This is a genomic window from Streptomyces sp. H39-C1, from assembly GCF_027158125.1.
GTDB lineage: Bacteria > Actinomycetota > Actinomycetes > Streptomycetales > Streptomycetaceae > Actinacidiphila > Actinacidiphila fildesensis.
Genome location: NZ_JAPVLS010000087.1, coordinates 1 through 25,668, shown reverse-complemented (window position 1 = coordinate 25,668; position 25,668 = coordinate 1). Strand labels below are relative to the sequence as shown.

The 25,668-nt window shown below is 71.6% G+C and carries 19 protein-coding genes; 2 read left to right on the top strand and 17 right to left on the bottom strand.

Annotated features, from left to right (window positions below; all coding sequences use genetic code 11):
* Positions 1–127: 127 nt before the first annotated feature.
* The gene (locus O3W51_RS38360) at positions 128–532 is read right to left on the bottom strand and encodes a globin (protein ID WP_138355096.1); all 405 of its coding nucleotides are present in this window, start codon (positions 530–532) and stop codon (positions 128–130) included.
* 255 nt (positions 533–787) lie between these two features.
* Here O3W51_RS38360 and O3W51_RS38355 point away from each other — a divergent pair, with 255 nt between their 5' ends.
* Complete coding sequence (locus O3W51_RS38355; protein ID WP_138355097.1) at positions 788–1,951, top strand: methyltransferase domain-containing protein; 1,164 nt, start codon at positions 788–790, stop codon at positions 1,949–1,951.
* A gap of 148 nt (positions 1,952–2,099) precedes the next feature.
* On the opposite strand, the gene O3W51_RS38350 is transcribed toward O3W51_RS38355, so the two are convergent.
* From O3W51_RS38350 to O3W51_RS38280, 15 genes are all read right to left on the bottom strand, one after another.
* Complete coding sequence (locus O3W51_RS38350; protein ID WP_138355098.1) at positions 2,100–5,105, bottom strand: S53 family peptidase; 3,006 nt, start codon at positions 5,103–5,105, stop codon at positions 2,100–2,102.
* A gap of 306 nt (positions 5,106–5,411) precedes the next feature.
* Positions 5,412–6,311, bottom strand: coding sequence for an FHA domain-containing protein (locus tag O3W51_RS38345; RefSeq protein WP_138355099.1), 900 nt, complete (start codon positions 6,309–6,311; stop codon positions 5,412–5,414).
* A 32-nt stretch (positions 6,312–6,343) separates the two neighbouring features.
* A complete protein-coding gene (locus O3W51_RS38340) occupies positions 6,344–7,687 on the bottom strand; it encodes a vWA domain-containing protein (RefSeq protein ID WP_138355100.1) in 1,344 nt (447 codons plus the stop codon).
* 58 nt (positions 7,688–7,745) lie between these two features.
* Complete coding sequence (locus O3W51_RS38335; RefSeq protein WP_138355101.1) at positions 7,746–9,023, bottom strand: protein phosphatase 2C domain-containing protein; 1,278 nt, start codon at positions 9,021–9,023, stop codon at positions 7,746–7,748.
* A gap of 4 nt (positions 9,024–9,027) precedes the next feature.
* Complete coding sequence (locus O3W51_RS38330; RefSeq protein ID WP_138355102.1) at positions 9,028–11,727, bottom strand: serine/threonine-protein kinase; 2,700 nt, start codon at positions 11,725–11,727, stop codon at positions 9,028–9,030.
* Between the two features lie 40 nt (positions 11,728–11,767).
* A complete protein-coding gene (locus tag O3W51_RS38325) occupies positions 11,768–13,087 on the bottom strand; it encodes a hypothetical protein (RefSeq protein WP_138355103.1) in 1,320 nt (439 codons plus the stop codon).
* Positions 13,088–13,176: 89 nt separating this feature from the next.
* A complete protein-coding gene (locus O3W51_RS38320; protein WP_138355104.1) occupies positions 13,177–14,184 on the bottom strand; it encodes a glutamate ABC transporter substrate-binding protein in 1,008 nt (335 codons plus the stop codon).
* A 38-nt stretch (positions 14,185–14,222) separates the two neighbouring features.
* The gene (locus tag O3W51_RS38315) at positions 14,223–15,683 is read right to left on the bottom strand and encodes a hypothetical protein (protein WP_244809177.1); all 1,461 of its coding nucleotides are present in this window, start codon (positions 15,681–15,683) and stop codon (positions 14,223–14,225) included.
* A 245-nt stretch (positions 15,684–15,928) separates the two neighbouring features.
* Positions 15,929–16,927: an N-acetylglucosamine kinase gene (locus tag O3W51_RS38310; protein ID WP_138355106.1), complete on the bottom strand. Its 999-nt coding sequence runs from the start codon at positions 16,925–16,927 to the stop codon at positions 15,929–15,931.
* On the bottom strand, positions 16,918–18,180 hold the full coding sequence (locus tag O3W51_RS38305; protein ID WP_138355107.1) for a 6-phospho-beta-glucosidase: 1,263 nt from the start codon (positions 18,178–18,180) through the stop codon (positions 16,918–16,920). Before O3W51_RS38305 ends, O3W51_RS38310 begins: the two co-directional genes overlap by 10 nt.
* A complete protein-coding gene (locus tag O3W51_RS38300; protein ID WP_138355108.1) occupies positions 18,177–19,082 on the bottom strand; it encodes a carbohydrate ABC transporter permease in 906 nt (301 codons plus the stop codon). The genes O3W51_RS38305 and O3W51_RS38300 overlap by 4 nt, the downstream gene beginning before the upstream one ends.
* Before the next feature lie 5 nt (positions 19,083–19,087).
* Positions 19,088–20,035 (bottom strand): carbohydrate ABC transporter permease, encoded by a 948-nt coding sequence (locus tag O3W51_RS38295; protein WP_138355109.1) that lies wholly within the window; start codon positions 20,033–20,035, stop codon positions 19,088–19,090.
* A complete protein-coding gene (locus O3W51_RS38290) occupies positions 20,035–21,363 on the bottom strand; it encodes an extracellular solute-binding protein (protein ID WP_269288597.1) in 1,329 nt (442 codons plus the stop codon). Before O3W51_RS38290 ends, O3W51_RS38295 begins: the two co-directional genes overlap by 1 nt.
* Before the next feature lie 157 nt (positions 21,364–21,520).
* Positions 21,521–22,759, bottom strand: coding sequence for an ROK family transcriptional regulator (locus O3W51_RS38285; protein WP_138355111.1), 1,239 nt, complete (start codon positions 22,757–22,759; stop codon positions 21,521–21,523).
* Positions 22,760–22,959: 200 nt separating this feature from the next.
* A complete protein-coding gene (locus O3W51_RS38280; protein WP_269288596.1) occupies positions 22,960–24,027 on the bottom strand; it encodes a mechanosensitive ion channel family protein in 1,068 nt (355 codons plus the stop codon).
* 233 nt (positions 24,028–24,260) lie between these two features.
* Here O3W51_RS38280 and O3W51_RS38275 point away from each other — a divergent pair, with 233 nt between their 5' ends.
* Positions 24,261–24,797, top strand: coding sequence for an HNH endonuclease (locus tag O3W51_RS38275; protein WP_138355113.1), 537 nt, complete (start codon positions 24,261–24,263; stop codon positions 24,795–24,797).
* A 145-nt stretch (positions 24,798–24,942) separates the two neighbouring features.
* Here O3W51_RS38275 and O3W51_RS38270 read toward each other — a convergent pair whose 3' ends face one another.
* Entirely contained in the window at positions 24,943–25,527 is a 585-nt protein-coding gene (locus O3W51_RS38270) for a discoidin domain-containing protein (RefSeq protein WP_331284129.1), read from the bottom strand.
* Positions 25,528–25,668: the final 141 nt, after the last annotated feature.

Below are 25,668 nucleotides of genomic sequence, written 5' to 3'. Positions count from 1 at the left end.
GCTCTCAAACAGATCGGGCGTGAGGAAGTGTAGAAGATTGTCGCAATACGATCGTGACCCGTTGTCCGTTGTCCGATGTCCGGTCAGCGGACGGTCGCAGCACGGTCAGACGGTAACGGCGGTCCGCTCAGCCCGCGGTGTTCACCATCGACGCGGCGGCGTACACCAGGTAGTCCCACAACTGCCGCTCGTGCTCAGGCGCGAGGGCCAGATCGTCGACCGCGTCCCGCATGTGGCGCAGCCACGCGTCGTGCGCGGCCTGGTCGACCTGGAAGGGCGCGTGGCGCATCCGCAGCCGCGGGTGGCCGCGGTTGTCGCTGTAGGTGCGCGGGCCGCCCCAGTACTGCATGAGAAAGAGCGTCAGGCGCTCCTCGGCCGGGCCGAGGTCCTCCTCCGGGTACATCGCCCGCAGTTCGGGGTCGGCCGCGACACCCTCGTAGAAGCGGTGCACCAGCCGCCGGAACGTCTGCTCGCCGCCGACGGCGTCGTAGAACGTCTGCTGCGGCGCCGTGTCCTGCGGGGTCTCGTTCACTCAGCTCCACCTCAAGATGTCGCACCGGCCCGGCGCCGGTCGACGTGGTGCGCGCACGGGGCACCGGGGTCGCCCCCGGGAAGCGCGCGGCACTCCTCCATGGTCTCAGACGACCCGGCGGAGGACCTGGGACCTACGACCCGGTGCGCGACGGGGGCGGGACGAGGGCGCGACGGGGGGGCGGGAACGGTCTCCGGCCGCCCGGTGCGGGCGCGGGGCGTCGCGGATCGGGCCCGGCCGCCGCACAGTGGAGCTATGGAGGACGCGGACCGGAAGGATCACCGCACCGAGGCGGCGGACGCGCTGCGCGACCTGCTGGTACGCCGGATCGTCGCGGCCGGCGGGCTGGCCGACCCCGGGTGGCGGGCGGCCTTCGAGCAGGTGCCGCGCCATCTGTTCGTCCCCGAGTACTACAGTCCGCGGCCCGGCGGATACGAACGGCTCACCGCGGACGACCCCGATCCGAAGGAGCGCGCCCGCTGGCTGACCGGCGCCTACGAGGACGTTCCGCTGGTCACGCACGTACAGGACGGAAGGCTGATCTCGTCCAGCAGCCAGCCGTCGCTGATGGCCTCGATGGCCGAGGCACTGGAGGTACGGGAGGGGCGGACGGTGCTGGAGATCGGCGCAGGCACCGGCTACAACGCGGCGCTGCTCGCCCACCGCCTCGGCGACGACGCCGTCACCACCGTCGACCTGGACCCGGAGATCACCGACGCGGCCCGCGCGCACCTCGCGACGGCGGGCGCCGCACCGGCCGTCGTCACCGGCGACGGAGCCCTCGGCCACCCGGACCGGGCGCCCTACGACCGGATCGTCGCGACCTGCGAGCTGCCGTCCGTGCCGGTCGAGTGGCTGCGCCAGTGCCGCCCCGGCGGCCGGATCCTCGCGCCGTTCGCGGGCGGGCTGATCCGGCTGACCGTCACCGGTCCCGACCGTGCGGAGGGCCGTTTCCTGCACACCGCGGCCTACTTCGTCCCGCTGCGCGGAGCGGCCGCCTCCCACCGGCGGGATCCCGTACCGGACGGGCCGGACGACGGGTCACCGGACGCGCCGCCGGACGAGGCCCCGGAGACGGTCCGCTGGTCCGGCACGCCGCCGCGGGTCCTGGAGGACGATCTCTTCCGCTTCCTGCTGACCCTCCGGACGGGCGCGCTGGAGGTCCGCTGGGCCTCCGGCGACCGCGGCGTCGCCATCACCGCCCCTGACGGCTCCAGCGCCCGCGCCGACCGCGACGGCAGGGTCCTGCTGGCCGGGCCCCGCGATCTGTGGGCGATCGCGGAGGACGCCCACGAGCTGTGGCTGCGCGCGTCCCGGCCGGCGCGTGACCGCTACGGCCTCTCCGTCGACGGAGACCGCCAGTGGACCTGGCTGGACGCTCCTGACGGGGCGCACGTCTGGGACGTCCCGGCCGCCTGAAGGGCTCGGGGCAACAGGGGCAGCGAGAGGGCAACGAGAAGGGCAGCGAGAAGGCCCCGCCCCCGGCGGAACTGCCGGGTGCGGGGCCTGCCTCGTGTTGCCTCGTGTTGCTGCGAGAGCCGGAGTCCGGGTTACCGGACCGCCGGGATCAGCTGTAGTAGCCGAACAGGTCGGCGATGACCTGGACGGTGCCCGGGCTGGTGCTCCCGAAGTCGATCTTGCCGTTGACCACGGGGACCGTGACCAGGTTGGGGATCGTCTGTCCGGGGACCCAGTTGATGTTGGAGGCGTTGGGACGGGTCGTCCCGTCGGGCCACACGGTGAGGAACCCGAGGCCGGTGCCGCCGGTGACGGTGACGTTCAGGACGACGGCCTTGGCGTTGGCCAGGACATTGCCGTCGTTCAGGCTCAGCGCCAGCTGGGAGTTGGGCGCCATCGCACCGCCGTTGCCGGTCGAGCCGACTCCGGAACGGGTGTCGAGCAGCCGGGTCGGACCCGCGGTGTGGAACGTCCTGCCGGTCCCCGAGTCGGTGAAGTAACCGAAGACGTCGGCGATGATGTGGGCCGTTCCGGCGCTGCCGTTGTACAGATCCACCGAACCGTCGGCGCCGACCGGGACGATCACCGAGTTGGCGATCGTCTGGCCCTTCGCCCAGTTGAGGTTGGAGGAGGCCGGCCGGGTCGTGCCGTGCGGCCACGCGGTCAGGAAGCCGCCCTGCGCGGTGGCGGTGACGGTGGTGTTGAGGACCACCGCGGTGACGCCGGTCGCCGGGATGCCCTGGGCGCCCGCGACCTTGAAGTTCACCGTGCCCTTGCTCGCGGCCGGCGTCGTGGTGGGAACGCCGATCGAGGTCCGGGTGTCCAGCAGTCGCGCCGGACCCGCGGAGGCGTAGGTGGAACCCGACGGGTTCGTCGAGTAGTAGCCGAAGACGTCGGCGATGAGGTGCGTCGTTCCGCTGGTGACGTTGCCCAGGTCGACCGAGCCGTCGGCGCCGACCGGAACCGTCACCAGGTTCGCGACGGTGTCGCCCTTCACCCAGTTGAGGTTGGACGAGGTCGGCCGGGTCGCACCGTGCGGCCAGGCGGTCACGTAGCCGGGCTGCGTGGTCGCGGTGACCGTGACGTTGAGGACCACCGCGGTCACACCGCTGGCCGGGGCACCCGGAGCGCCCTTGATCTTCAGGTTCACCGTGGTGTTACCGGGGACCGGCGTGGTGGTGGGGACGCCGATGGCGGACCGGGTGTCGAGCAGACGGGCCGGGTTCGCCGGGGTGAAGGTGCCGGCCGGCTTCTCCGGCAGCGCCTTGCACAGGCCGGTGGCGATGGCCCGGCCGTGCGGGGCGCCGAGGCCGGTGGCGAGGTCGTAGCCGGAGCCGGCCTGGTAGAGGCCGCCGGTGTAACCGGAGCTCAGCAGGTCGTTGTTGCCGGTGACGACGTCACGGAACGAGGACGCCGGGAGCTTGTAGAGCGCCGGGTTCACGAAGCCGAGCGGGCCGTCGGCGGCGCACGCCAGGTCCATGTCGGCCTGGGCGATCAGCGCGGCCCAGGTCGGCGCGGACGCGCTGGTGCCGCCGAACATGTGCCAGATCGGGTAGCCCTGGGAGTCACGGCCCCAGGTGATCGGGTAACCCGTGTTCGGGTCGCCCAGAGCCGCCACGTCCGGTACCTGGCGGCAGGTCTCGCCCGCGGCTGCGCCGCAGGCGTTGTTGTAGCCGGGGCCGGTGAAGCCGTTCTGGTAGCCGGCAGCGGTGGCCGACTTCCAGATGGAGGAGACGCCGCCGCCTGTGGCGCCGTCGCCGTCGTTCCAGACCGACTCGTTGGCGCCGACCATGTTGGTGCCGCCCACGGCGAGCACGTACGGCTGGCTGGAGGGGTCGTCCGTCCCGACGGTGGGGTCGGGCGCGCCCGGACGCGAGCAGTCGGTGGAACCGCTGTCACCTGCGGAGGATGTGACCGTCTGGCCCTGTGCCGCCGCCTGCTGGAAGATCACGTTCTCGGCGGCCATGACCGCGGAGGGAGTGCCGATCTCGCAGGAGCCCCAGCTGGTGGAGATCACCTGGGCGCGGTTGTCCGTGACGATCCGCTGGTAGGTGTCGAGCACCTGGTTCCAGGTCGCCTTGTTGGCGTCCGGGCCCTGGTAGACCAGGATCGAGGCTTCCGGCACCAGGCCGATGAGGTCCTCGATGTCGAGGGCCGCCTCCCCGCCGATGTTCTTGGTGGAGTCGGCCGGAGCCGTCGGACCGCCGTCGACATTGATCGCGGTAACGGGGACCTTCGTGCCGTAGCACGCCTGGTAGGCGGCGATGTCCTTCGGGTCGTAGCTCTCCAGCTCGAAGAGCGCCACGGACACGCCGGTGGTCGGAATCGGCCGGTTGTTCATCCCGTAGGCCTTGGAGAGCTCGCCGGCGCTCCAGTACTGCTGGGTGTCCGTGAGGAAGTTGTCGCTGAACAGCGACTTGGCGTCAGCGCACAGCTGCGGGGACTTGCCCGCGGCGTGCGGGGCGACCGTGGCCGCCGAGGCCTTCGACTTCGCGGTGAACTGCCCCTTGGAGGTGACGTGCTTCGGCTTCACGGTGGTCAGGGTGTTCAGCCCCACGACACCGGTGATCGCCGACGCGATGTCGGCCCGCACGGCCGGCGCCGCGTTGTTCGTCAGGCCGGTGCGGCCGTCCGCCAGCCGGTAGTCCGAGAAGCTGGTCCCGAACGCCTTGGCGGCCGCGCTCACGGTGGTGTGCACCGGAATGGAGAAGCCGTCCGCCGAGACCTCGCCCGGGTCGAGACCCTGGGCGGTGAGGGCGGCGCGCACCCGGTCGACGGTGGCTCGCGTCGGGCCGAAGGCCGGGCCGAACTCACCGGTCTTGAGGTAGTGGTGGTACTGCGGCGAGGCGGGGTCGGACACCGCCGCGATGAAGCTCTTCAGGCCGGCCGGGTCGCGCGGGCTGAGCGACACGCTCAGGTCCAGCGCCGCGTCCCCGTCGGGAGTACCGGTGCGCAAGGCGCCGTGCGGAGCGACCGGGGCGGACCCGATCCGCTTCGGTGCCGGAGCCGGGGTGGTGTCGGCCAGGGCGGCGGGCGCCGCGGTGGCGATCATGGCGACCGCGGTGGCGGTCACCATGCCTATGCGAAAAACCTTTTCACGGGCTGCAATGCCCATGCGTCAACTCCCTCAAGATCTGCGTCGAACGGCCGTGCGGCCACGGCGATACCGCGAGAGGGCGCCCCCGGCACCGCGCGGAGCGCGGCGGACGGCGGCAGAGAAGAGTTGGTCCCCCCTGGTACGGGCACGACCCGTACCGGACCTGCGAAAGAGCCCCCCCGGCGGATCACCGGGCGAAGGGTGACCGAACCCCTTCACCGGATGAGAACAGCCAGCAAGGCTTTCTATCAGCTGTGCGAACGCGAGCGTCGTTCAGGTGTACGAAGTTTGCTCATCCTTGGTAAAGGTGGTGCGGGAGTGACATCAGCCGCGGCTGACCGTGATCGTCGTCCAGGCGCCGACGTGGACGCGGTCGCCGTCCTTCAGCGGTACCGGGAGGTAGGGCTGGATCGGGTCAGCGGCCCCATTGACCGTGGTGCCGTTCGTCGAGTCCTGGTCGACGACGGACCAGCCGCCGTCGGGCTGTTGCACCAGAACGGCGTGCTGGTGCGAGACGCCCGGGTCCTCGGGGGCGCGGGACAGGTCGATGTCGGGAGCCTCGCCCGTGCTGTGCCGGCGGCGGCCGATGGTGATCTGGTTGCCGACCAGCGGCAGCCGCAGTTCGGGGGAGTACGACGGGAAGTACAGACCGGTGGCGTCGGGTCCGCTGCGGGCCATCATCGCGGTGAAGTAGTCACGGTCGGCGGCGACGGTGGCGGTCCAGGCCGTCACCTCGGGCACGACCGGGGCCACGGCCGGCTCCGGCACGACGGCCTCGGGCCGGGACGGCGCCGACGGGGTGGAGGGCGCGCTCGGCGGCGTGAGCAGGAAGTCGCCCGAGCCGCCCGGGATGATCGCCTCGGGAGCCAGCGGCTCCGCCGGGCGGTTCATCTGGGACGGGCGCGAGCGCTGCGACTCGTACCGCTGGTAGGGCGGGAACCCCGGCGAGGGAGGGGACGGCGGCGCGACGAAGGTGGTGGCGGTGTGCGTCTGGAAGTTGTAGCGGCACTCCTCGCAGAACAGCGCCAGCCCCTCCCGCGGCGTACCGCAGGTCGGGCACGGCTCGGCCGCAGCCGTGGCGTCCGGATCGTAGCCGGAGACCACCGGCCCGGCGGGCCCGGAGGCCGCGGAGGAGGACGGCACGGCGGGTGCGGACATGCGGTGGCCGCACACCTCGCACCAGTCGTCGGTTCCCGACTGGTGACCGTTCGGACAAGTCGACATACGGCTGGCTCCCCCTCCGCCTGCGAGCGCGGTTACTTCTTGACGCGTACGGTTTTCGTCGACCGCGTCTCCAAGGTCATCTCGTCGGCGTCCGCGACCCGCGCCTTCAGCCGTACGGTACCGCTCGGCGCGTCGACCACGTCGACCACCTTGGCCAGCAGCTTCGCGGTGTCGTCATTGCCCGAGGCGCTCGCGAGCTGAACGGCGCGGCCCAGCTTCGCGGTCGCCCCGTCGATGTCGCCTGACTTGCGTGCTTCCAGGCCCTCCTGGATGACGGAGGCGAGCTCCGCCTGGCCGGTGTAGTGCGCGACCTGCGGGTTGATCCGGGTCGAGGCGGCCATGTCGTCCGTCCACACCGCCCGCACCAGCCCCTGGGAGAGCACCTGGGAGGTGCCGTCCGGCTGCGGCAGGACCAGCGAGAGCCGGGCGGCGAGCATCTCCTGGCCGACACCGGCGTTCGGCACCTGGACGCACACGTGGTAGTCGCGGGACTCGTCGCCCCAGGAGCCGGTGGGGTAGTCGCCGGCCCGCGGACCGGCCTCCGTACGGCGTGCCGTCAGATCCTCGACGGTCGGCGCGACCTGCTTCACGAACTTGATCTCGGAGCCCTGCGGGGTCCACAGCCGCAGCCCCACGTCCGCGACCTCCTTGCCCATCGCGGTCTCCATCATCGCCTGGAAGTCCGCCTTCAGCCCGGCCGGGTCGGCGACGATGTCGACGGAGCCGAGCATCGCGGAGGCGATCCCGGTCAGCTCCTTGACCTCCCAGTCCGTCCCCACGCCCCGCGCGTCACAGGTGAAGCGGCCGGCGCATGCCTCCAGAGTGGCCCGCAGGTCCTCCGGCTTCTCGTGCTCGTTGCGGCCGTCGGTCAGCAGGATGCCGTGCCGGATCGGCACATCGGCGGTCGCCAGCAGCCGGTCGGCGAGCCGCAGCCAGGTGCCGATCGCGGTGCCGCCGCCCGCGGTGAGCTTGCGCAGCGCCTGCTTGGCCTGGCCGCGGGTCTGCGCATCGGCCACCGCGAGACCGCCGTTGGCGGGGTAGACCTCGCGGGCCTGATGGGTGCCGCCGACCACCGCGAAGGCCACCCCGTCGCGGATCGTGTCGATCGCGGCGGCGGTCGCGTCACGGGCGTTGCGCATCTTCGTGGGCGGGTAGTCCATCGAACCGGAGCAGTCCACCATGATCACCACAGCTCCGCCCGGGGCGCCGTCGGTGGCGTAACCGGGAGCCGCCAGCGGGTGACCGCCGGAGGTGCCGCCGCCGGTCGACGTCACCGTGACGATGGCATTGACCTCGCGGCCGCCCTCGGGCAGGTACTCGTTCTGATAGATGTCGACCGAAAACTGCGGCACGTTCGACTTGGAGAAATTGGCCATCGCGTGAGCTCCTCGCGCTCCTCAGTCCACAAAGACATCCCCCGGAGAGGGACCGGTTCTACGCAGGTTCGGATCCTGCCCGCCCCACCGTGGCCGGGAACGGAAGTACGGCGACTGTTACGTTGTCGTGGCCCCCGCCGTCGAGCGCCACCCCCACCAGCGTCTGCGCGCAGTGCAGCGGCCGGGTGCGGGCGTCGGCCGGTACCACCGCCGCCAGTTCGGCCGCGGACTCGGCGTAGTTCCACAGCCCGTCGGTGCACACGACCACTACACCCGTTCCCTCCGGCTGGAAGGAAGCGGTGTGCGGATCGATGTCGACGGCGTCGGCGCCGAGCCAGCCGGTGATCGCGTGGGCGCGCTCGTCCGCGTACGCCTCGGCCTCGGACATCAGCCCCGCCGACACCATCCGGGCCGCCCACGAGTCGTCCTCGGTGAGGCGGGCGGACGGGGTGCTCCGGTCGTCCGGGACCCAGTACGCGCGGCTGTCGCCGATCCAGCCGACGGTGAAGACCGGGCCCGCGGCGACGGCGCTCACGCAGGTGCAGGCCGGGGCGTTGTGGTGCGGGCCCTGCCGGACGTCGTCCTCCTCGGCGAGCACCGCCACCGCGTGGGCCGCCGCCAGCAGGGCGTCGTGCATGGCCTGTTCCGGCGGACTGCCGTGTTCCAGCGCGTCGAGCAGCTTCTCGCTGCCCACCGCGGCGGCCGCCGCCGAGGCGTCGTCCGGGCGGTACGCCGACGAGACGCCGTCGCACACCACCGCGATGACCGCGGGTGTCCCGTCCGGCAGCGAGGTCGCCGCCACGGCGAACGCGTCCTCGTTGCGGTGGTGCCGCAGACCGCGGTCGCTGACCGCGGCCACGCCTTCGAGTTCGCGCTCCTGGTGGTCGCGCAGCCGCGGCTGCGCGTGCCCGCAGTGCTCGCAGTACCCGTCGGCGTCGACCCCGCCGACCCCGCACGCCACACAGGTCCGCCCCTGCGGCGCCGGTCCGGCGAGCAGTTCCTCGCGCGGGTCGGTGACCTCCGCGGCGGGCTGCGGCGGAGCGGGTGCGTCGGCGCTCGCCGGCGGCTGCCCCGGTGCGGTCTGCCCGGGGGCCGCAGCGGGGCTTCGGGGCGGAGCGAGCGCGAAGGGATCGGTGAACTCACCGTTCCCCGTGCCCGCCGCCGAGCCGTTGCCGGAGGGCCCGGTTCCGGGCAGGTCGGCGCCCGCGGCGGGGAGCGGCGCGGTCACGTCCGCGCCGCATACGCCGCAGAACTTGTCGCCCTCCTCCAGCGGTTCCGCGCAGCTGGGGCAGCTGATCGACTGAGCTGACTGGGCCGACTCCGGCAGTCCTGGCATTCGGTTACACCCACGTCCGGGGGCGGAAACGGTTGGCCCGCTCCACCAGTTCGATCCTTGTGCGGTCCTTCTGGGCCAGCCGGGCCAACACCCGGTACGAGCGCTCCAGGCCGAAGCGCAGCCCGCGTTCGTCCAGGGCGCTGCCCAGCAGCACCGGATGGGCGGCGGCGGGCTGCGCACCCTGGCCACCTGCCAGCACCCAGTCGAGCGCGCTGCCGAGCACCTCGGCGGACAACTGCTCGCGCCGGTCGGCGTCGAGGCCCTGCTGCTGCAACTGCTCGACCTGCCGGCCCGCGGCCGTCAGATCGTCCAGCAACGGTTCGTGCGGGGACCGGTCGCGCAGCCGGGCCCTGATCGCCGCGACCCGTGCCGCGGTGAAGTGGATGGACGACTCGGGCACCGACTCCAGGACCTGTACGGCGCCGGGCCGGTCGCCCGCCGCCAGCCGCACCCGGGCCAGGCCGAAGGCGGCGCTGACGTAGCTCTGGTCGGTGGTCCACACCAGGCGGTAGTACTCGGTCGCGTTGTCCAGCTGGCCCAGCACCTCGGCGCAGATGCCCAGCGCGAGCTTCGGCGCGGACTCGCCGGGGAACGCGTCGTAGACCGCGTCGAAGGAGAGCGCGGCCGTCTCGTGGTCGCCGGTGGTCAGCGCGGTGAGGCCGCGGTGCCAGACGACGCGCCAGTCCTCCAGGTCGTCGTCGGCCAGGCCCTGCAGGACGAGCAGCGCGGCGCCGCCGTCGCCCAGTTCGAGCCGGGCCCGCAGATCGCGCAGCCGCCGCTCGACCGACTCGACGGGGGAGGACTGCAGCGCGGAGATCAGTTCGGAGGGCGCCGCCGACGACAGACCCGCCAGGAAACCGGCGTTGGGGTCGGACGGGTCCACATGCGGCACGGGCAGCGCCAGTACGGCGGCGGGTGCGTCGAGCCGGGTGACCGACGGGAAGCCGAATCCGGTGCCGTCCCCCGCCGGTCCTGCCGCACCCGGCAGGGCGGCCGGGGCGATGGGCACCGTGCCGACGACGGTCGCGCTGTACGGGAGGGGCGCGCCGGGCGGCAGGGCGGGTGCGCCCGGAGTGCCCGCCAGGGCTCCCTGCTGTGCGCCGCCCTGCGGCGGGATGAACGCGGGCGGCGCGCCGTTCAAGCTGTTGGCAGCGCCCGCGGCGACCGCGCCGGGCTTGCGGCGGCGGTCCGCGCCGAGCCGGGACGCGTCGCCGGGCAGCGGGTGCACCAACTCCGTGTCCACCACCCGGATCTCCGGCCCGAAGAGGGTGGAGAGCGCGGGCCGCGGCTTGCCGGTCTCGAGTGCGACGACCTCGCGCAGCACGCCCAGCAGCTGGTCCGACATCTCCTCCGCGGACGCGAAGCGCTTGTCCGGGTCCGGGTCGGTGGCGCGCACCAGCAGCCGGTAGAAGGACTCGTAGCGGGAGAAGACCTCGATGTTGTCGGGGTCGGGCAGGCTGTCGGCGAAGACGTTGGTGTAGCCCTGGAAGTCGAAGGTCAGCACGGCCAGGGTGCGCGCGACGGTGTACAGGTCGGAGGCGACGGACGGGCCCAGCTCGGCGACCTCCGGGGCCTGGTAGCCGACCGTGCCGTAGATCGCGCTGTCGTTGTCGTCCATCCGGCGGACCGCGCCCATGTCGATCAGTTCGAGGCGGTCCTCCTGCTGGATGGCGTTGTCGACCTTGAAGTCGCAGTACAGCAGGTTGCGGCTGTGCAGATAACCGAGCGCGTCCAGCGCCTCGATGGCGTACGCGATGGCCGTCGCCACCGGCAGCGGCGCGCGCTTGCCGTCGGGACCGCGCCGGTCGTTGGCGATCTCCTTGAGCGACTTGCCGCCGACGTAGGCCATCACGATGTAACCGTCGAGAGTGCCGGACCGCTGGTCCAGGTGCTCCACGAAGTTGTAGATGCGGACGATGTTCGGGTGCTCGATCTCGGCGAGGAACCGCCGTTCGGAGACGGCCGCGGCCAGCGCGTCCTCGTCCCCGGTGTCCAGCAGGCCCTTGAGCACCACCCAGCGGTCGGAGACCGCGCGGTCCACCGCGAGATAGATCCAGCCGAGCCCGCCGTGCGCCAGGCAGCCCACGACCTCGTACTGGCCGCGCACGACATCGCCGGCCCGCAGCTTCGGCGAGAAGGAGTACGGGTGCCCGCACTTGGTGCAGAAGCCCTCCGTGCGGCCGGCCTTGTCACCGCGGCTGCGGCCCACCGGCGCCCCGCAGTCGCCCTTGCTGCAGAACCGCTTGCGCTCGGGGACCTGCGGGTTGTCCAGGACGGCCGCGGCCGGATCCGGGCGCGGGATGGGCGGTACGGAGACCAGCCCGGCGCCCAGCTTGCCGCGGGTGGAGCCGCTGCCCGTGCTCCGGGAGCTGCGCACCGACACCGAACGTCCGGTGGTGGAGCCGCTGAGGGCGCGGGACAGCCGCCCGGACACCGAACGGCGCGAGGACCGCGAGGACGACTTCGACGAACGGGAGGAGTGCGCCGACGAGCGCCCCGAGTCCAGGCCGCCGCCGGCGGCCGACCGTGCCGAACTGCTCGCCGCCGCGACGGCCACGGGAGCCAGCCCGCAGGTGTCGCAGTACAGCTCGCCGCCGCCCATGTCCTCCAGAGCCCCGCCGCAGCCGGGCCGTTGGCACTTGCTCACGGTGTCCCCCCTCGTTCCATCGTGCGGCCGGCCCGTAGCCGTCCAGCCCTCTTCCATCCAACCCTCTTCTGTGGTCCCACCGGCAGATGGTTCCGCATCAGGATTCCCGCCTGTCCGCGGGTTGCGACTGCCTCGGCCCGAGCACCTCGGCCACCGCCTGCTGGTAGCGCAGCACCGTCGACTCCGCGGCCCGCAGATCGCAGGGCGCGCTCCACAGCATGCGGCGCGCCTGGTCGTACCGTTCGATCAGCAGCGGGTCCTCCGCCATGCCGTGCCGCGCCACCTTCGCGCGGTAGGCGTCCAGCCGGCCGCGCAGCTCGGCGCGGACCGCGAGCGGCGCCGTCACCGCCGTCAGGGAGTCGCGGGCCCGCAGCAACTCCTCGTCGGCGCGCTGCTCCAGGCCGTCCAGCAGCGGGGACAGCCGGTGCCACTGACCGGTCCTGCGGTAGTCGTCGGCCGCCGCGAGCCGCTCGTGCAGCGCGGACGACGGGCCGCTGACCGCCGGGACCTCCGACGCCGCTATTTTCGCCAGCACCTCGACGCGTGCGCTGCGCGCCTCGGTGAGCGTACGGTCCGCCCGGGACAGCACGTCCCGCAGGTGCAGCAGCCGCTGGTCGGCGTCGTCGCGCACGTGCAGCACGGCGTCGACCTCACGGCGCAGCTCCTCCAGCCGGCGGCCGGCCTGCTCGTAGCGGGCGGTGTCCGCGCGGCCCGGCTTCGGCTCCGGCAGCCAGAACGCCAGCGGGTCGGAGACCACCTGGGCGCGCAGCGCGGCCAGGTCGGTGATGAGCCGCTCCAGCTCGTCCCCCGAGGGGTGGGCGCCGGGGCGTACCCCCACCGAGTGGGCCAGCGAGCGGACCCGTTGCACGTCCGCGGCGAGCAGATCGATACGGGCGGGCAGCGCGGACCAGACGGAGTCGGCGCCGGCGACCATCGCCATGGCCTGCTCGTACCAGCCGTTCATCCGGTCCAGCAGCTGCTCCAGGCTGAACCGTTCGGTGAGCACGGCGGGGCCGGTCAGACTGCGGGCCGCGTCCGGGACCGCGCCGCCGGACACCGTGACGCCGGTGCCGCGCAGCAGTTCGGTGAGCGTGTTCAGATCGGTCTGGGTGGGCCAGCGGCGGCGGCCGCGCAGCTCGCGCGCGGAGTTCAGGGCAGCGGTGTAGGCCTCGAAGTGCGACCACAGCAGGGTGATCGCCGAATCCGTCTCGGCCCAGCGCTCCTTGGTGACACCAGCCAGCTCGGCGCCTTCGAGCAGCCGGCGGCCGGAGTGGTCCTGGAGGGCGAGCAGCGAGGACTCGATCGCCTCGTGGTCCGCGCCGATCCGCGCCAGGGCACGGTCGACCTCCTCCCGGCCCATCACCGGCCCGGACGGTCCCTCCACCGACCTCCGGCCGGGAGGTGCCCCCTCCGCCATCGAACCTTCTTTCCCGTAACCGGCACGTCGTGTGCGGAGCTCAGTCCTGCTGGTCGGCCCTGGTGTTCCGGCCCCGGGGGCCAGGTGGTTCAGTTCTTGTAGAGCGGTGCGGGCGGTCCGGTCACATCCGGCAGCTTGGCGGCCAGCCAATGACGGTACGCCTGCATCCAGGGGCTGTTGACGCCACCGCTGCGGTAATCCTCCAGCACCTTGTTGACGCGGGCCACCAGATCGGTGTCCCTGAGGTTCATGGCCACCCCGTACGGCTCCGTGGTGACCTTCTGGCCGATGAGGTGGACCGAGGGGTCCTGCGCGGCCTGGCCGGCCGCCAGCGCGTTGTCGGTGAACACCGCGTCCACCAGGTTCAGCTGCAGCCGCACGAGGCAGTCCAGCTGGTTCGGTACGAGGACGACCTTGGCGCCGTGCGAGTCCTCCTTGAGCTTGGTCTCGCCCGTGGAGCCCTTCGCGGTGCAGACCGTCCGGCCGTTGAGGGAGGTGTCCAAGCCGGTGATGGGGGTGCCCTGCAGCGGCACGAGCAGCTGCTGCCCGGCCTCGAAGTACGCGGTGGAGAACGCCACGTCCTTCAGCCGTGAGCAGTTGATGGTCATGGTGCGCACCACCATGTCCACCTTCCCTGCCTTGATCATCGGGATGCGCTGGTCGGTCGGCACCGTCAGGAACTGGACCTTCTCCGGGTCGCCGAGGATGTCCTTGGCTATGGCGCGCACCAGGTCGATGTCGAAGCCGGTGATCTGGCCGGTGGCCGGATCGCGGAAGCCCCACAGATAGCTGTTCTGGTCCACGCCGACGATGAGCTTGCCGTGCTCCTTGATCCGCCGCACGGCGTCACCGTCCACCGTCGACGGCCGCTGACCGCTGGCCTCCGGGTGGTCGCAGGTGTCGTCCGTGGAGGCGTACTTGGCGCTCAGCACGCCGCCGGGCGTCGCCGACCGCGCGCCGTCCGCCGCGCCGGCACCGCGCAGCGGGACCGCCACCGCGGTGACGACCAGCGCGCAGGCGGCCGCCATCCCCGCGACTCCGCCCCAGCCGCGCCAACTGCGGCGCGTCCGCCGCGTCCGTGGCGTGTCCTCGCGCATGGTCCGCTTCCCTCCACCGGCCTGGCCGGTCACCCCGGTCACCGGTACTCCGACAGCCGGCGTCCGATGCCGAGCGCGGCGCCGGCCGCGGCCAGCACGGCCAGCAGCGCGGCACCCGCCGGAAGCCCGGTCAGCGCCCCGCGGCCGTCGTTCGCGGCCTGTACGAATTCCTGCTGCTCATGGTCGACGGCCTTGCGCAGGCTGGCGTCCACCACGTCGAAGCACTGGCCGGTGGTCGCGGTGACCACCTCGCCCTGTTGGTTCTTGCCGCCGATCACCTGAGCGACGGCGTCCGCGTAGTTGCCCTCGTTGTCGCTGGCGCGGGCCGCGGTGTGCCGGCCCCGCCAGGCCTGTACGCCCTTGATCGCGTCGTTGACCGGGCTGCGGCCCGCCTCGTCGTCCGCGAGCGCCAGGGCCTGCGCCATCTCGCCGCCGACGCCCTTGGGGTCCTTGCCGGCCAGGGTCGACATGCCGCCCTGGAAGTTGGTCTCGTACGAGGCGCCGGAGCCGCGGGCGACCAGCGTCAGGTTCTCGTCGCCGCGGGCCTGCAGCACGCCGATCCGGGCGCTGTTGAGCACCTGCAGCGACTTCGCCCCGTGGTCGTACGACGTGTCGAGCTGGGAGGCGGCGACCGTGTGGCCGACCACCGCCCACAGCAGCACCACCACCGAGGCCGCGCTGGCGGCCAGCATCCCCTGGTTGAAGACGCGGTTGGTGCGCCGGTACGAGCGGCGCTGGGCCCACAGCAGGGCGCCGAGCGCGATCGCTCCGAGGGACCAGGCGAGCCACGGCAGCGCCTTGGCGGAGCCGTAGTCCTCGCCGAGCCGGGCCGTCTCGGCCTTGTACAGCTTGTCGGCGGTGTCCAACAGGCCGCCGTCCTGGCGCATCAGCTCGTTGGCGTACCGCAGATGGGCGCCACCGACGGGGAAGCCCTGCCGGTTGTTGACGCCGGCCCGCGCCACCTCTTCGGTGTACCCCTTGAGCTGCTGGTTGAGCAGCGAGATCTGCTCCAGGGTCGTCGCGGACCCCTGGGCGTTCCCGGCCGCCTCGGCGATCAGCTTCGACGCCGTCCGCAGGTCGTTGTCGTACCGGTCCGTGACGGACTTCGGCTGCTGGCCGCCGATGAGGAAGCCGCCGGAGGCGGTGGTGTCCGCGTCCGCCAGCGACCGGTAGATCTCGGCGGCCTTGGCGCTGAGCGGGGCGCTGTGGTTGACCACGTCGCTCGCCGCCGACGCGCGGTCGGTGATCTGCCACGCCGTCACCGCCCCGAACGCCACGACCAGCACGGCCAGTACCGCGCCGATGATCCGCAGCCGGCCGGGCTCGGTCGTCGCGGCGGCCCGCAGCCGGTCCGCGCCCTCGCTCCAGGCCCGCCGCCGTGGCGGCGGGGGCGGCGGTACGGCCGGCGGCCTCGCGGGCGGCTGGGGAACGCGCGGCGCGGGCGGGGCACCATAGCCCTGCGCGGCCGGGATTCCGCTCCCCGTCGGCGTTTGTGTCACTGAACCCTCCCCCGGAACAACTCCCCTGCGCACGGCAGTCAAGCTCTTGGCCAGCAGTATGGCCGTACGCGGTGTCATCCACCTAGGGATTGCGTGGATCTTGCGCGAACTGCCCGCTATGCGGCCCTGCCGTACGAACTTCACCCGTATCCCATCACGCCCGGGACCCGCGCCCGGTTCCGGGGGCACCCGTGAAAAGCCGGACGGGCCCGTGGAACGGGCCCGTCCGGCGTTCGGGTACGGCACTACGCGTAGTGCGCGCGCAGCCTGGCGTGCACCGCGGGTTCCGCGGCGACGTGGTCCAGGCCGAGAAGCGCCGCGCCCAGCACCGGGGCGGCGCTCACCACACGGGTGACGGCCTTCGGCGCGCGGGCGGTGAGGCGCTCCGTGATGGCGTCCATCAGGGTCGGATTCCCGGCCGCCATGACACCGCCGCCGAGCACCACGTCGGCCTCCTCGTCGAGCAGTCCGAGCCGCCCCAGCGCCACGCTCGCCAGCGCGACGATCTCGTCGGCCTGCCGGCTGACGATCTTCCGGGCCACCGGATCGCCCCCGTCCGCGGTGCGGAACAGCACGGGCGTCAGCTCGTACTTGCGGGACGGCGGGATGTGCTCCAGGTGCAGCGCCTCGATCAGCGCGTACATCGAGGTGAGGCCGAAGTGCGCGGGCAGCGAGACGGCCAGTTCGGTGGGGCCGCCGCGGCCGTCCTCGGCCCGTGCGGCATGGAACAGGGCCTCCTCCGCCAGACCCGATCCGCCTCCCCAGTCGCCGGATATCTTGCCGATCGCCGGGAAGCGGGCCGTCCGGCCGTCCGGCAGCATGCCGACGCAGTTGATGCCCGCGCCGCACACCACCGCGACGCCGCGCGGCTCGTCGACGCCCGCGCGCAGTATCGCGAACGTGTCGTTGGCGACCCGGGTGCTCAGGCTCCAGCCCTGCGCGTGCACGGCCAGTTCGAGCTGCTGTTCCTCCACGGGCAGGTCGGCGTTGGCCAGACAGGCCGAGGTGTGCTCGGTCAGCGGGCGCTCGCCGAGGGTCAGGCCGGCCTCGGCGGCGGCCCGGCCGACGATGGCCGCCAGGGCCGCGACGGCCGCGTCGACACCGACGACCGGCGGCTGGAAGCCGCCGCCGCGGGCGGTGCCGAGCACCGTCCCGTCGGCGGCCACGATCGCCACGTCGGTCTTGCTGTTGCCCGCGTCGATGGCGAGGACGCCACCCGGCACGAGCGGTTCGTTCAGGCCCACGCGAGGTGCTCCCGGTTGTGCGCGACGAGACTGTCGGTCAGCGCTTCGGCGTACTCGTACTGGCCGATGAGCGGGTGCGACAGCAGTGCCTTGAACACCCGGTCCCGGCCGCCGTGGATCGCGGCCTCCAGGGCGAGGTCCTCGTAGGCGGTGACGTTGGCGATCAGGCCCGCGTACAGCGGGTCCAGCGGGGCGACGGGCAGCGGCTTGGTGCCGGAGCCGTCCACCGTCGCCGGTACCTCGATCACCGCGTCGTCCGGGAGGAACGGCAGGGTCCCGTTGTTGTACGTGTTCACGACCTGGATGTCGCCGGTGTTCCGCAGCAGGGAGGAGGCCAGGGCCACCGCCGCCTCGGAGTAGAAGGCGCCGCCGCGCTTCGAGAGCAGCTCCGGCTTCTCGTCCAGCGTCGGGTCGCCGTACATCTCCAGCAGCTGCTTCTCCATCGCCGCGACCTCGGAGGCCCGCGACGGCTTGATCTTCTGCTCGCGCACCACCTCGTCGTGCGCGTAGAAGTACCGCAGGTAGTACGAGGGGACGACGCCGAGCCGGTCCAGGATCACCCGCGGCAGGCGGAGGTCCTCGGCGATGGCGTCGCCGTGCTCGGCGAGCAGCTTGGGCAGCAGGTCCTCGCCGGTGGGGCCGCCGAGGCGCACCCCGCGCTCCCAGGTGAGGTGGTTGAGGCCGACGTGGTCCAGGTGGACGGCGTCGGGGGCCACGTCGAGGAAGGCGGCGAACTTCCGCTGGAAGCCGATCGCGACGTTGCACAGCCCGACGGCCTTGTGGCCGGCCTGCAGCAGGGCGCGGGTCACGATGCCGACCGGGTTGGTGAAGTCGATGATCCAGGCGTCGGGCGCCGCCCTGCGGACCCGCTCGGCGATGTCGAGCACGACCGGGACGGTGCGCAGCGCCTTGGCGAGACCGCCGGCCCCGGTGGTCTCCTGGCCGACGCAGCCGCACTCCAGCGGCCAGGTCTCGTCCTGGTTGCGCGCGGCCTGTCCGCCGATGCGCAGCTGCAGCAGTACCGCGTCGGCGCCGGCGACGCCGGCCTCCAGGTTCGCGGTGGTGGTGACCTTTCCGGGATGTCCCTGCTTGGCGAAGATCCGCCGGGCGAGTCCGCCGACGAGTTCGAGGCGCTCGGCGGCCGGGTCGACCAGCACCAGCTCCTCGATCGGCAGCGTGTCGCGCAACCGCGCGAAACCGTCGATGAGTTCGGGGGTGTAGGTCGAGCCACCGCCGACAACTGCCAGTTTCATCCCTTGACTCCAGTCAGGGTCACGCCTTCGATGAAGGCCTTTTGGGCGAAGAAGAAGACCACGATCACGGGAGCCATCACCAGAACGGTGGCGGCCATCGTGAGATTCCAGTTGGTGTGGTGGGCGCCCTTGAACGATTCCAGGCCGTAGCTGAGGGTCCAGGCGGCCGAGTTGGAGCTGGCGTAGATCTGCGGGCCGAAGTAGTCGTTCCAGCAGTAGAAGAACTGGAACAGCCCCACGGCGGCGATCGCCGGCTTGATCATCGGCACGATCACGGTGAGGAGCGTGCGCAGCTCGCCGCAGCCGTCGACCTTGGCGGCCTCCGTGTACTCCTTCGGGATCGTCAGCAGGAACTGCCGCAGCAGGAAGATGGTGAACGCGTCACCGAACGCCATCGGGATGATGAGCGGGTAGAGCGTCCCGTCCATGCCCAGCTGCCGGGTCCAGAACAGGTACATCGGAATGATGATGACCTGGGGCGGCAGCATCATCGTCGAGATGACCAGCACCATCACCAGATTGCGGCCGCGGAAGCGGAACTTCGCGAGCGCGTAGGCGACGGGCAGGCTGGACACGACGGTCAGCACCGTGCCGGACACCGCGTACACCAGGGTGTTGCGCCACCAGGTGAGGAAGCCCGGGGTGTCCCAGACCTGCCGGAAGTTGCTCCACTGCCAGTCGTGCGGCCACAGGTCGCGGCTGAGCGCCTGGTTGTCGCTCATCACGGCCGTCAGGAAGACGAAGACGAACGGCAGGACGAAGAACAGCGCCGCCGCGAGGCCGAGCGAGTGCACCGCGATCCAGTGCAGTACGTCCTTGCGCTTCGCGGTCCGTCTGGCCGCCACCGCGGTGGCGTGCGGGGCCGGCGCCTGGGCCGGCGGGGCGAGAGTTGCGTGGGTCATGGTGATCAGTCCTCCGCCGACAGGAAGCCGTTGCGGCGTCGCATGAGCAGCGCCGTGAACGCCATCGCCAGGACGAAGAGCACCAGCGCGATCACGCAGGCGGAGCCGTAGTCGAAGCGCTGGAAGCCCAGGTTGTACACGAGCTGGGGCAGGGTCAGGGTCGACTTGTCCGGGTAACCGGGCTCGAGCTGCTGGCCCGAGTTGCCGATGATGCCGGACGCGATCTTCCCCGCGACCAGTGGCTGTGTGTAGTACTGCATGGTCTGGATGACGCCGGTGACCACCGCGAACATGATGATCGGCGAGATGTTGGGCAACGTGACGAAGCGGAACCGAGCCCACGCGCCCGCGCCGTCCAGCTCGGCCGCCTCGTACTGGTCCTTCGGTACGTCGAGCAGCGCGGCCATGAAGATGACCATGAGGTCACCGATGCCCCACACGGCCAGGATGGTCAGCGCCGGCTTGGACCACGCCGGATCGGTGAACCAGCCCGTGGTCGGGATGCCCACCGAGTCCAGGATGTGGTTGACCGGTCCGGTGCCCGGGTTGAGCAGGAAGACGAACGCCATGGTGGCGGCGACCGGCGGGGCCAGGTAGGGCAGGTAGAACGCCGTGCGGAAGAAGCCCGCGCCGGTCTTGATCTTGGTGATCAGCAGACCGATGCCGAGTCCGAAGACCACTCGCAGCGTCACCATGACGATGACCAGCCACAGGGTGTTCCGCAGCGACGGCCAGAACAGGGGGTAGTCGTTGAAGACGTACGACCAGTTCTTGAATCCCGCGAACGTCGGGGGATTGAACCCGTCGTACTGCATGAAGGAGAAGTAGACGGTCGACAGCAGCGGGTAGACGAAGAAGACGGTGAAGCCGATCAGCCACGGCGAGAGGAAGCCGAGGGTGCGGAGGGTCGATTTCCTGCGCTTCGCCTTGAGCAGGGGATGGATGGTTGTCATCACTTGGCCTGCGCGATGTCCTTGTCGACCTGAGCGTCGACACCCTGCAGACCGGCCTGGACATCCGTCTTCTTACCGGACTCGAAGGCGTATCCGAAGTCCTGCAGCGTCACCTGGTAGGCGCCGCCGTTGAGGCTGGCCGGGGTGGTGTTGCTGTACTGGTTCTGGGCGATGTCGAGGAAGACCTTCGGGACACCGGTCAGCTCGGGGGACTTCTGCGCCTCGAACGTCGACGGCACGTTGTGGATGGCGTTGGCGAACGACACGACGGCCTGGGTGTCGGTGGTCATGAACTTGACCAGCTCCCACGAGGCGTTCTTCTTCGAGCTGGTGTTGGCGACGCCGACGATGGTGCCGGAGAGGTAGCCGCGGCCGTAGGTGTCGGCCTGGTCGTCCGGGACCGGGAACGGCGCCACGGCGAGGTCGGAGGTCGCGTTGGCTTCCTTGGCCATGCCCAGCCGCCACTCGCCGTCGATGCCCATCGCGACCTGGCCGGTGTGCAGCGGGTTCTTGGCACCGAACTCGTCACCGAAGGTGTTGCGGTACTTCTCCAGCTTGTCGAAGCCGCCGAGGGACTTCACCATGTCCCGCTGCCAGGTGAGCATCTCCGCGAAGCCCTTGTCCTTGGCGAGCTGGGCCTTGCCACTGGCGTCGAAGTACTTGGCGCCCCACTGGGCGGCGAAGTGGCCGGGAGTGGACTCGTAGCCGTGGAAGTTGGGCATGAAGCCCAGCTGGGAGTACGAGGCACCGCTGGACTTCGTCAGCTTCACCGCGTCGGCCTTGAACTCCGACAGGGTCTTCGGCGGGCCGGCGATGCCGGCCTCCCTGAAGGCCTTCTGGCTGTAGTAGAGGGCGTAGACGTCGCCGAGCAGCGGCAGCGTGCAGCGCTTGCCCTGGAACTGGGTGTACTCGAGCATCGGCTTCGGGAAGACCTTCGCCGGGTCGATGTTGTCCTTCTTCAGGAACGGCGCCAGGTCGGCGAACGCGCCCGAGGAGCAGAACTTGCCGACGTTGTCGGTGGTGAAGGACGACACGACGTCGGCGGCGCTGGCGCCGCCGGCCCGCACCGCCTGGTTGATCTTGTCGTCGGTGATGTTGGCCTGCACCTTGACGTGGATGTTCGGGTGCGCCTTCTCGAAGCGGGCGACGTTGTCGTTGATCGCCTTGAGCTCGTTGGGAGCGGTCCACCCGTGCCAGAAGGTGATGGTGACGTCCTTGGTGGCGTCATCGTTCGCCTGGGTGGTGCTCTGGCTGGTACAGGCGCTCGCGAACAGCGTTATCGCGGCCGTGGCCGCGACGGCGGCGGCCACCTTCTTGGTACGGGACACTGCGCTTCCTCCGGGGGATGAGAGGGGTCGTTGACGGGCGGGCGAAGGGTGTGCGGAGCCAACGGGCCGGCTCTCGGGGCCGGTCCGGAACGGTGACGCTGTGGTGTGTGGGTGCGGGGTGTGGTGTGTCGAGGGGTGGTCGGCGGGGGAGCGGGGGTCAGCGCGAGGTGTCGAACACCTCGTCGCGTGTGGTGGCGAGGGCGCTCTGCAGCGCCCCGCACAGGACGGGGTGTTCCTGCACCGCACCGATCACCAACCGGGGCCTGGGCACGGCGAGTTCCGCCAGTTCGGCCTGGATGAGGGCACGGAGGTGCTCCCCGCCGGCGACGATCACGCTGCCGGTGAGGACGATGAGTTCCGGGTCGAGGACGGCGACCATCGAGGCCAGGCCGGTGGCCAGCCCGGTGGCGATCCGCGCCAGCAGCTCGGCGTGCGGCCCGGTGTCCGGGGTGCCGTCGCGTTCGGCCGTCTCCGCGGACCGCACCGCCTCGGCGAGCAGCGTGGCGGCCAGATCCGCGAGCGGGGCCCCGCTGACCGGGGTGAGGCCGAGTTCCCGCGCGACGCGCACTACCGCGTCGCAGCCGGCCAGTTCCTGGAAGCCGCCGTTGTTGGCCTTGGTCACGTGCCGTACGAGGGGCGTGCCCGGCACCGGCAGGAAGCCGACCTCGCCGGCGCCGCCGGTCCAGCCGCGGTGCAGCCGGCCGCCGATGACGATGGCGGCGCCGATGCCCTCCTCGTTCCACAGCAGGACGAAGTCCTCGTGGTCACGGGCGGCGCCGACCCGCTGCTCGGCGACCGCGGCGAGATTCACGTCGTTGTCGTACTCCAGCGGTACGGCGAGCGCGGCGGCCAGTTCGTCGAGCAGCGTGGTGGAGTGCCAGCCCGGGAGATGGCTGGCATAGCGCAGCCGGCCGGTGCTCGGGTCGAAGGCGCCGGGCGTGCCGATCACGACCCGGTGCAGGTCCGAGCGGTTCAGCCCGGCGGCCTTGGCCGCCTCGTCCACCGCCTGTACGACCTGCTCGACGGTGCCCTGCGCGCGGCGGCCCGGGGTCGGCAGCTCGAACTCGCCGACGGTACGGCCGGTGATGTCCGCGACGGCTGCCTTGATCCGTATCGGTGTCACGTCCAGCCCCGCGACATGCGCCGCGGCCGGGTTCACCGAGTACAGCTGGGCGTTGGGCCCGGGCCGGCCGGCCGTGGTGCCGGTCGCCAGTACCAGTCCGGCCGCTTCGAGCCGCGCCAGCAGCTGGGAGGCGGTCGGCTTGGAGAGGCCGGTGAGCTTACCGATCCGGGTTCGCGACAGGGGCCCGTGCTCCAGCAGGAGATCGAGCGCCGCGCGGTCGTTCATGGCGCGCAGTACGCGCGGGGTTCCAGGGGTGCCAGCCATGCGCGCCATCCTCCCTCAGTTCACTGTTAGGAAACTTTCCTATTGGTGAAACGAAAGGTAGGCCCGCTTTCGGCGGAGCGTCAAGGGGGCTCGGCCACAGGTCGACCAAAGCGTTACCTCCATGAAAGCGGCCTCCGGCGCAGTGCGCCAGAGGCCGGAGGCGGCAGTTGTCAAGACCGCCGAAAGGAGGAGACCCAAGGGGCGCCTGGCTACTTGGCGCCTTCCGCCCCCTGTGAGGGCACCGGACGGGCCGCCAGCGCCTGCGGTGAATCCGGGTTGGAGTGCGCCGAAGGGGCCGCCACCGCCACCATCGGGTCGGCCGGCACACCCGTGTCGTCCACGGCCGCGGTCGGGGTCCCGCCGACGATCGTGATGCCCGCCTCGTCGAAGGCCCGCTTGATCCGCCAGCGAAGCTCCCGCGCGACCGCCGTGGCCTTGCCCGGCATCGTCCTGGCCTGCGCCTGGATCACCACCGAGTCCGCGCTCACCGACTCCAGGCCCAGCACCTGCACCGGCTCCCACAGCGCCTCGTCCCACGGATCGGTCTTCGCCATGTCCTCGGCGGCGGCCTCGATCACCGCGCGTGCCCGGTCCAGATCCTGCGCGTAGCCGACCTGCACATCCACCACGGCCGTCGCCCAGCCCTGGCTCAGGTTGCCGATCCGCTTGACCTCGCCGTTGCGGAAGTACCAGATCTCACCGTTGTCGCCGCGCAGCTTCGTCACCCGCAGCCCGACCTCGATCACCGTGCCGCTGGCCACCCCGGCGTCGATGACGTCACCCACGCCGTACTGGTCCTCAAGGATCATGAAAACGCCGGACAGGAAGTCCGTCACCAGGTTCCTGGCACCGAAACCGATCGCGACACCCGCGACCCCGGCGCTCGCCAGCAGCGGCGCCAGGTTGATCTGCAGCACCGACAGCACGGTCAGCGCCGCGGTGCCCAGGATGGTGAACGAGGCGATGCTGCGCAGCACCGACCCGATGGCCTCGCTGCGCTGCTTGCGCCGCTCCGCGTTGACGACCAGCAGCCCGCCCAGGGTGGTGCCCTGCGCGACTTCCACGCCCCGGTTCATGCGGTCGATCAGCTTGCTGATGGTCCGCCGGACCAGACCGCGCAGCACCAGCGCGATGACGATGATCAGCAGAATTCTCAGGCCCGCGCCGAGCCAGTCCGCCCAGTTGGCCTCGACCCAGCCCGCGGCCTCGGTCGCGGATTTCTGGGCGTCGTCGAAGCTGGTTGCAGGAGCACTCGGGGACGGTGCGGGGGTGGACACGGTGGAAAACCTCCGTTGTGGGACAGACCCTCCACACTAACGGGCTAACGGATATGCCTCGTTGCCATGTTCGAGGGCCAACAGCCCGAAAGGTGGGGAAGTAAAGGAGTGTGGTCGAAAACACCCTGAGTCCGTTACCTGGTCATGGTGGCGCCGCCACCCGGCTTCCGGAGAGACTGAGGGCAGATCGTCCCGGCGCGAGCCACGCGCCGCCGGCGTATAAGGAGGCACCCGTGCCGCATGTCCTGGTCCTCAACGCGTCGTACGAGCCGCTCGGCGTCGTACCGCTCCGCCGTGCGCTTGTCCTCGTACTGAACAAGAAGGCCGTGTGCCTCGAGGAAACCGGCGCCTATCTGCACAGCGAGTCCTGCGCTCTTCCGGCGCCCAGTGTCGTCAAACTCACCAAATTTGTGCGAGTCCCCTTTCGAGGCACCGTCCCGCTGACCCGTAGGGCACTCTTCGCCCGCGACGGCGGCAAGTGCGCGTACTGCGGAGCCGCCGCAACCAGCGTCGACCACGTCATCCCGCGCAGCCGCGGCGGTCAGCACGCCTGGGAGAACGTCGTCGCCGCGTGCAGACGCTGCAACCACGTCAAGGCGGACCGCCATGTCGCGGAGCTGGGGTGGCGGCTGCGCCATACACCCGCACCACCGGCGGGCCTGGCCTGGCGGATCATCGGAACGGGACACAGAGACCCGCGCTGGCTGCCGTACCTGCAACCATTCGGCGCGGACGACGCCCTGGCCCGGATTGACGGCATCTCTGCCTGATATCCGGGCTTTCGTGTCTGCGGAGGCGGATGCGAGGCTGGTTGTTTCGGCGGTGGTGGTGCCGACCGGGCTCGGCCCGGCCGGCACCTTGCTGCGTCGTGGTCGTCGGCCCCCGGTCGTCGGGCGCCCGTCTCGCGTGGGCTGGTCACGGCAGGACGGCGTAGGCCTCCACCCCGAACGGGCTGTAGCTGTACTTCGTCGCGCGCTGCACGCCGTGGACCCGCGGGAACTTCGCCCCCGCCCGGGGGGCGGACGCGTCGTCCAGGCGGACCGACTCGGTACCGCCTTTGCCGTCGCGCACGGTCGCCGCGGTGTGCGATGTCACCCCATCGGCCGAGGTCCGCACCTCGTAGCGGGCGGCGTACGCGTCCTGCCAGTGCAGCAGCACCCGGCCCACCCGGGCCGGCGCGGTCAGCTCGAGCTGGACCCAGGCATCGTCCTGTACCGGCGATGACCAGCGGGTTTCCGGGTCGCCGTCGGCGATCGCCGCGGCCGGGAAGTCCGGGGTCTCGTCCCCGGAGGACATCGCCCGCGCGCCCCTGACCAGGTCCGGGCCGCCGGTCCGCGGGCGGGCCCGTACGGTGATCCACTGCTCGGCCGAACGGCCGTCCACCGTGAAACGCACCGGGATGGAGTACCCGCCCGGCGCGGAACCCGGCGGCACCGACACGCGCACCGGCACGACCGGGGCCGCGCCGCGCCGCACCACGACGGAGGCAAGCACCTCCACGCGGGCGCCGCCCCACCCCGCCGGTAGGCGTAAAGCGCCGGCCACCGCCCCTCCGGTCACCCCCCAGCCCGTCGGCCCACCGGCTCGCTGACCTCCGTGGCCCGGAGTACGCGGGCGCCGCCCTTCGGCACCGCCGGTAGG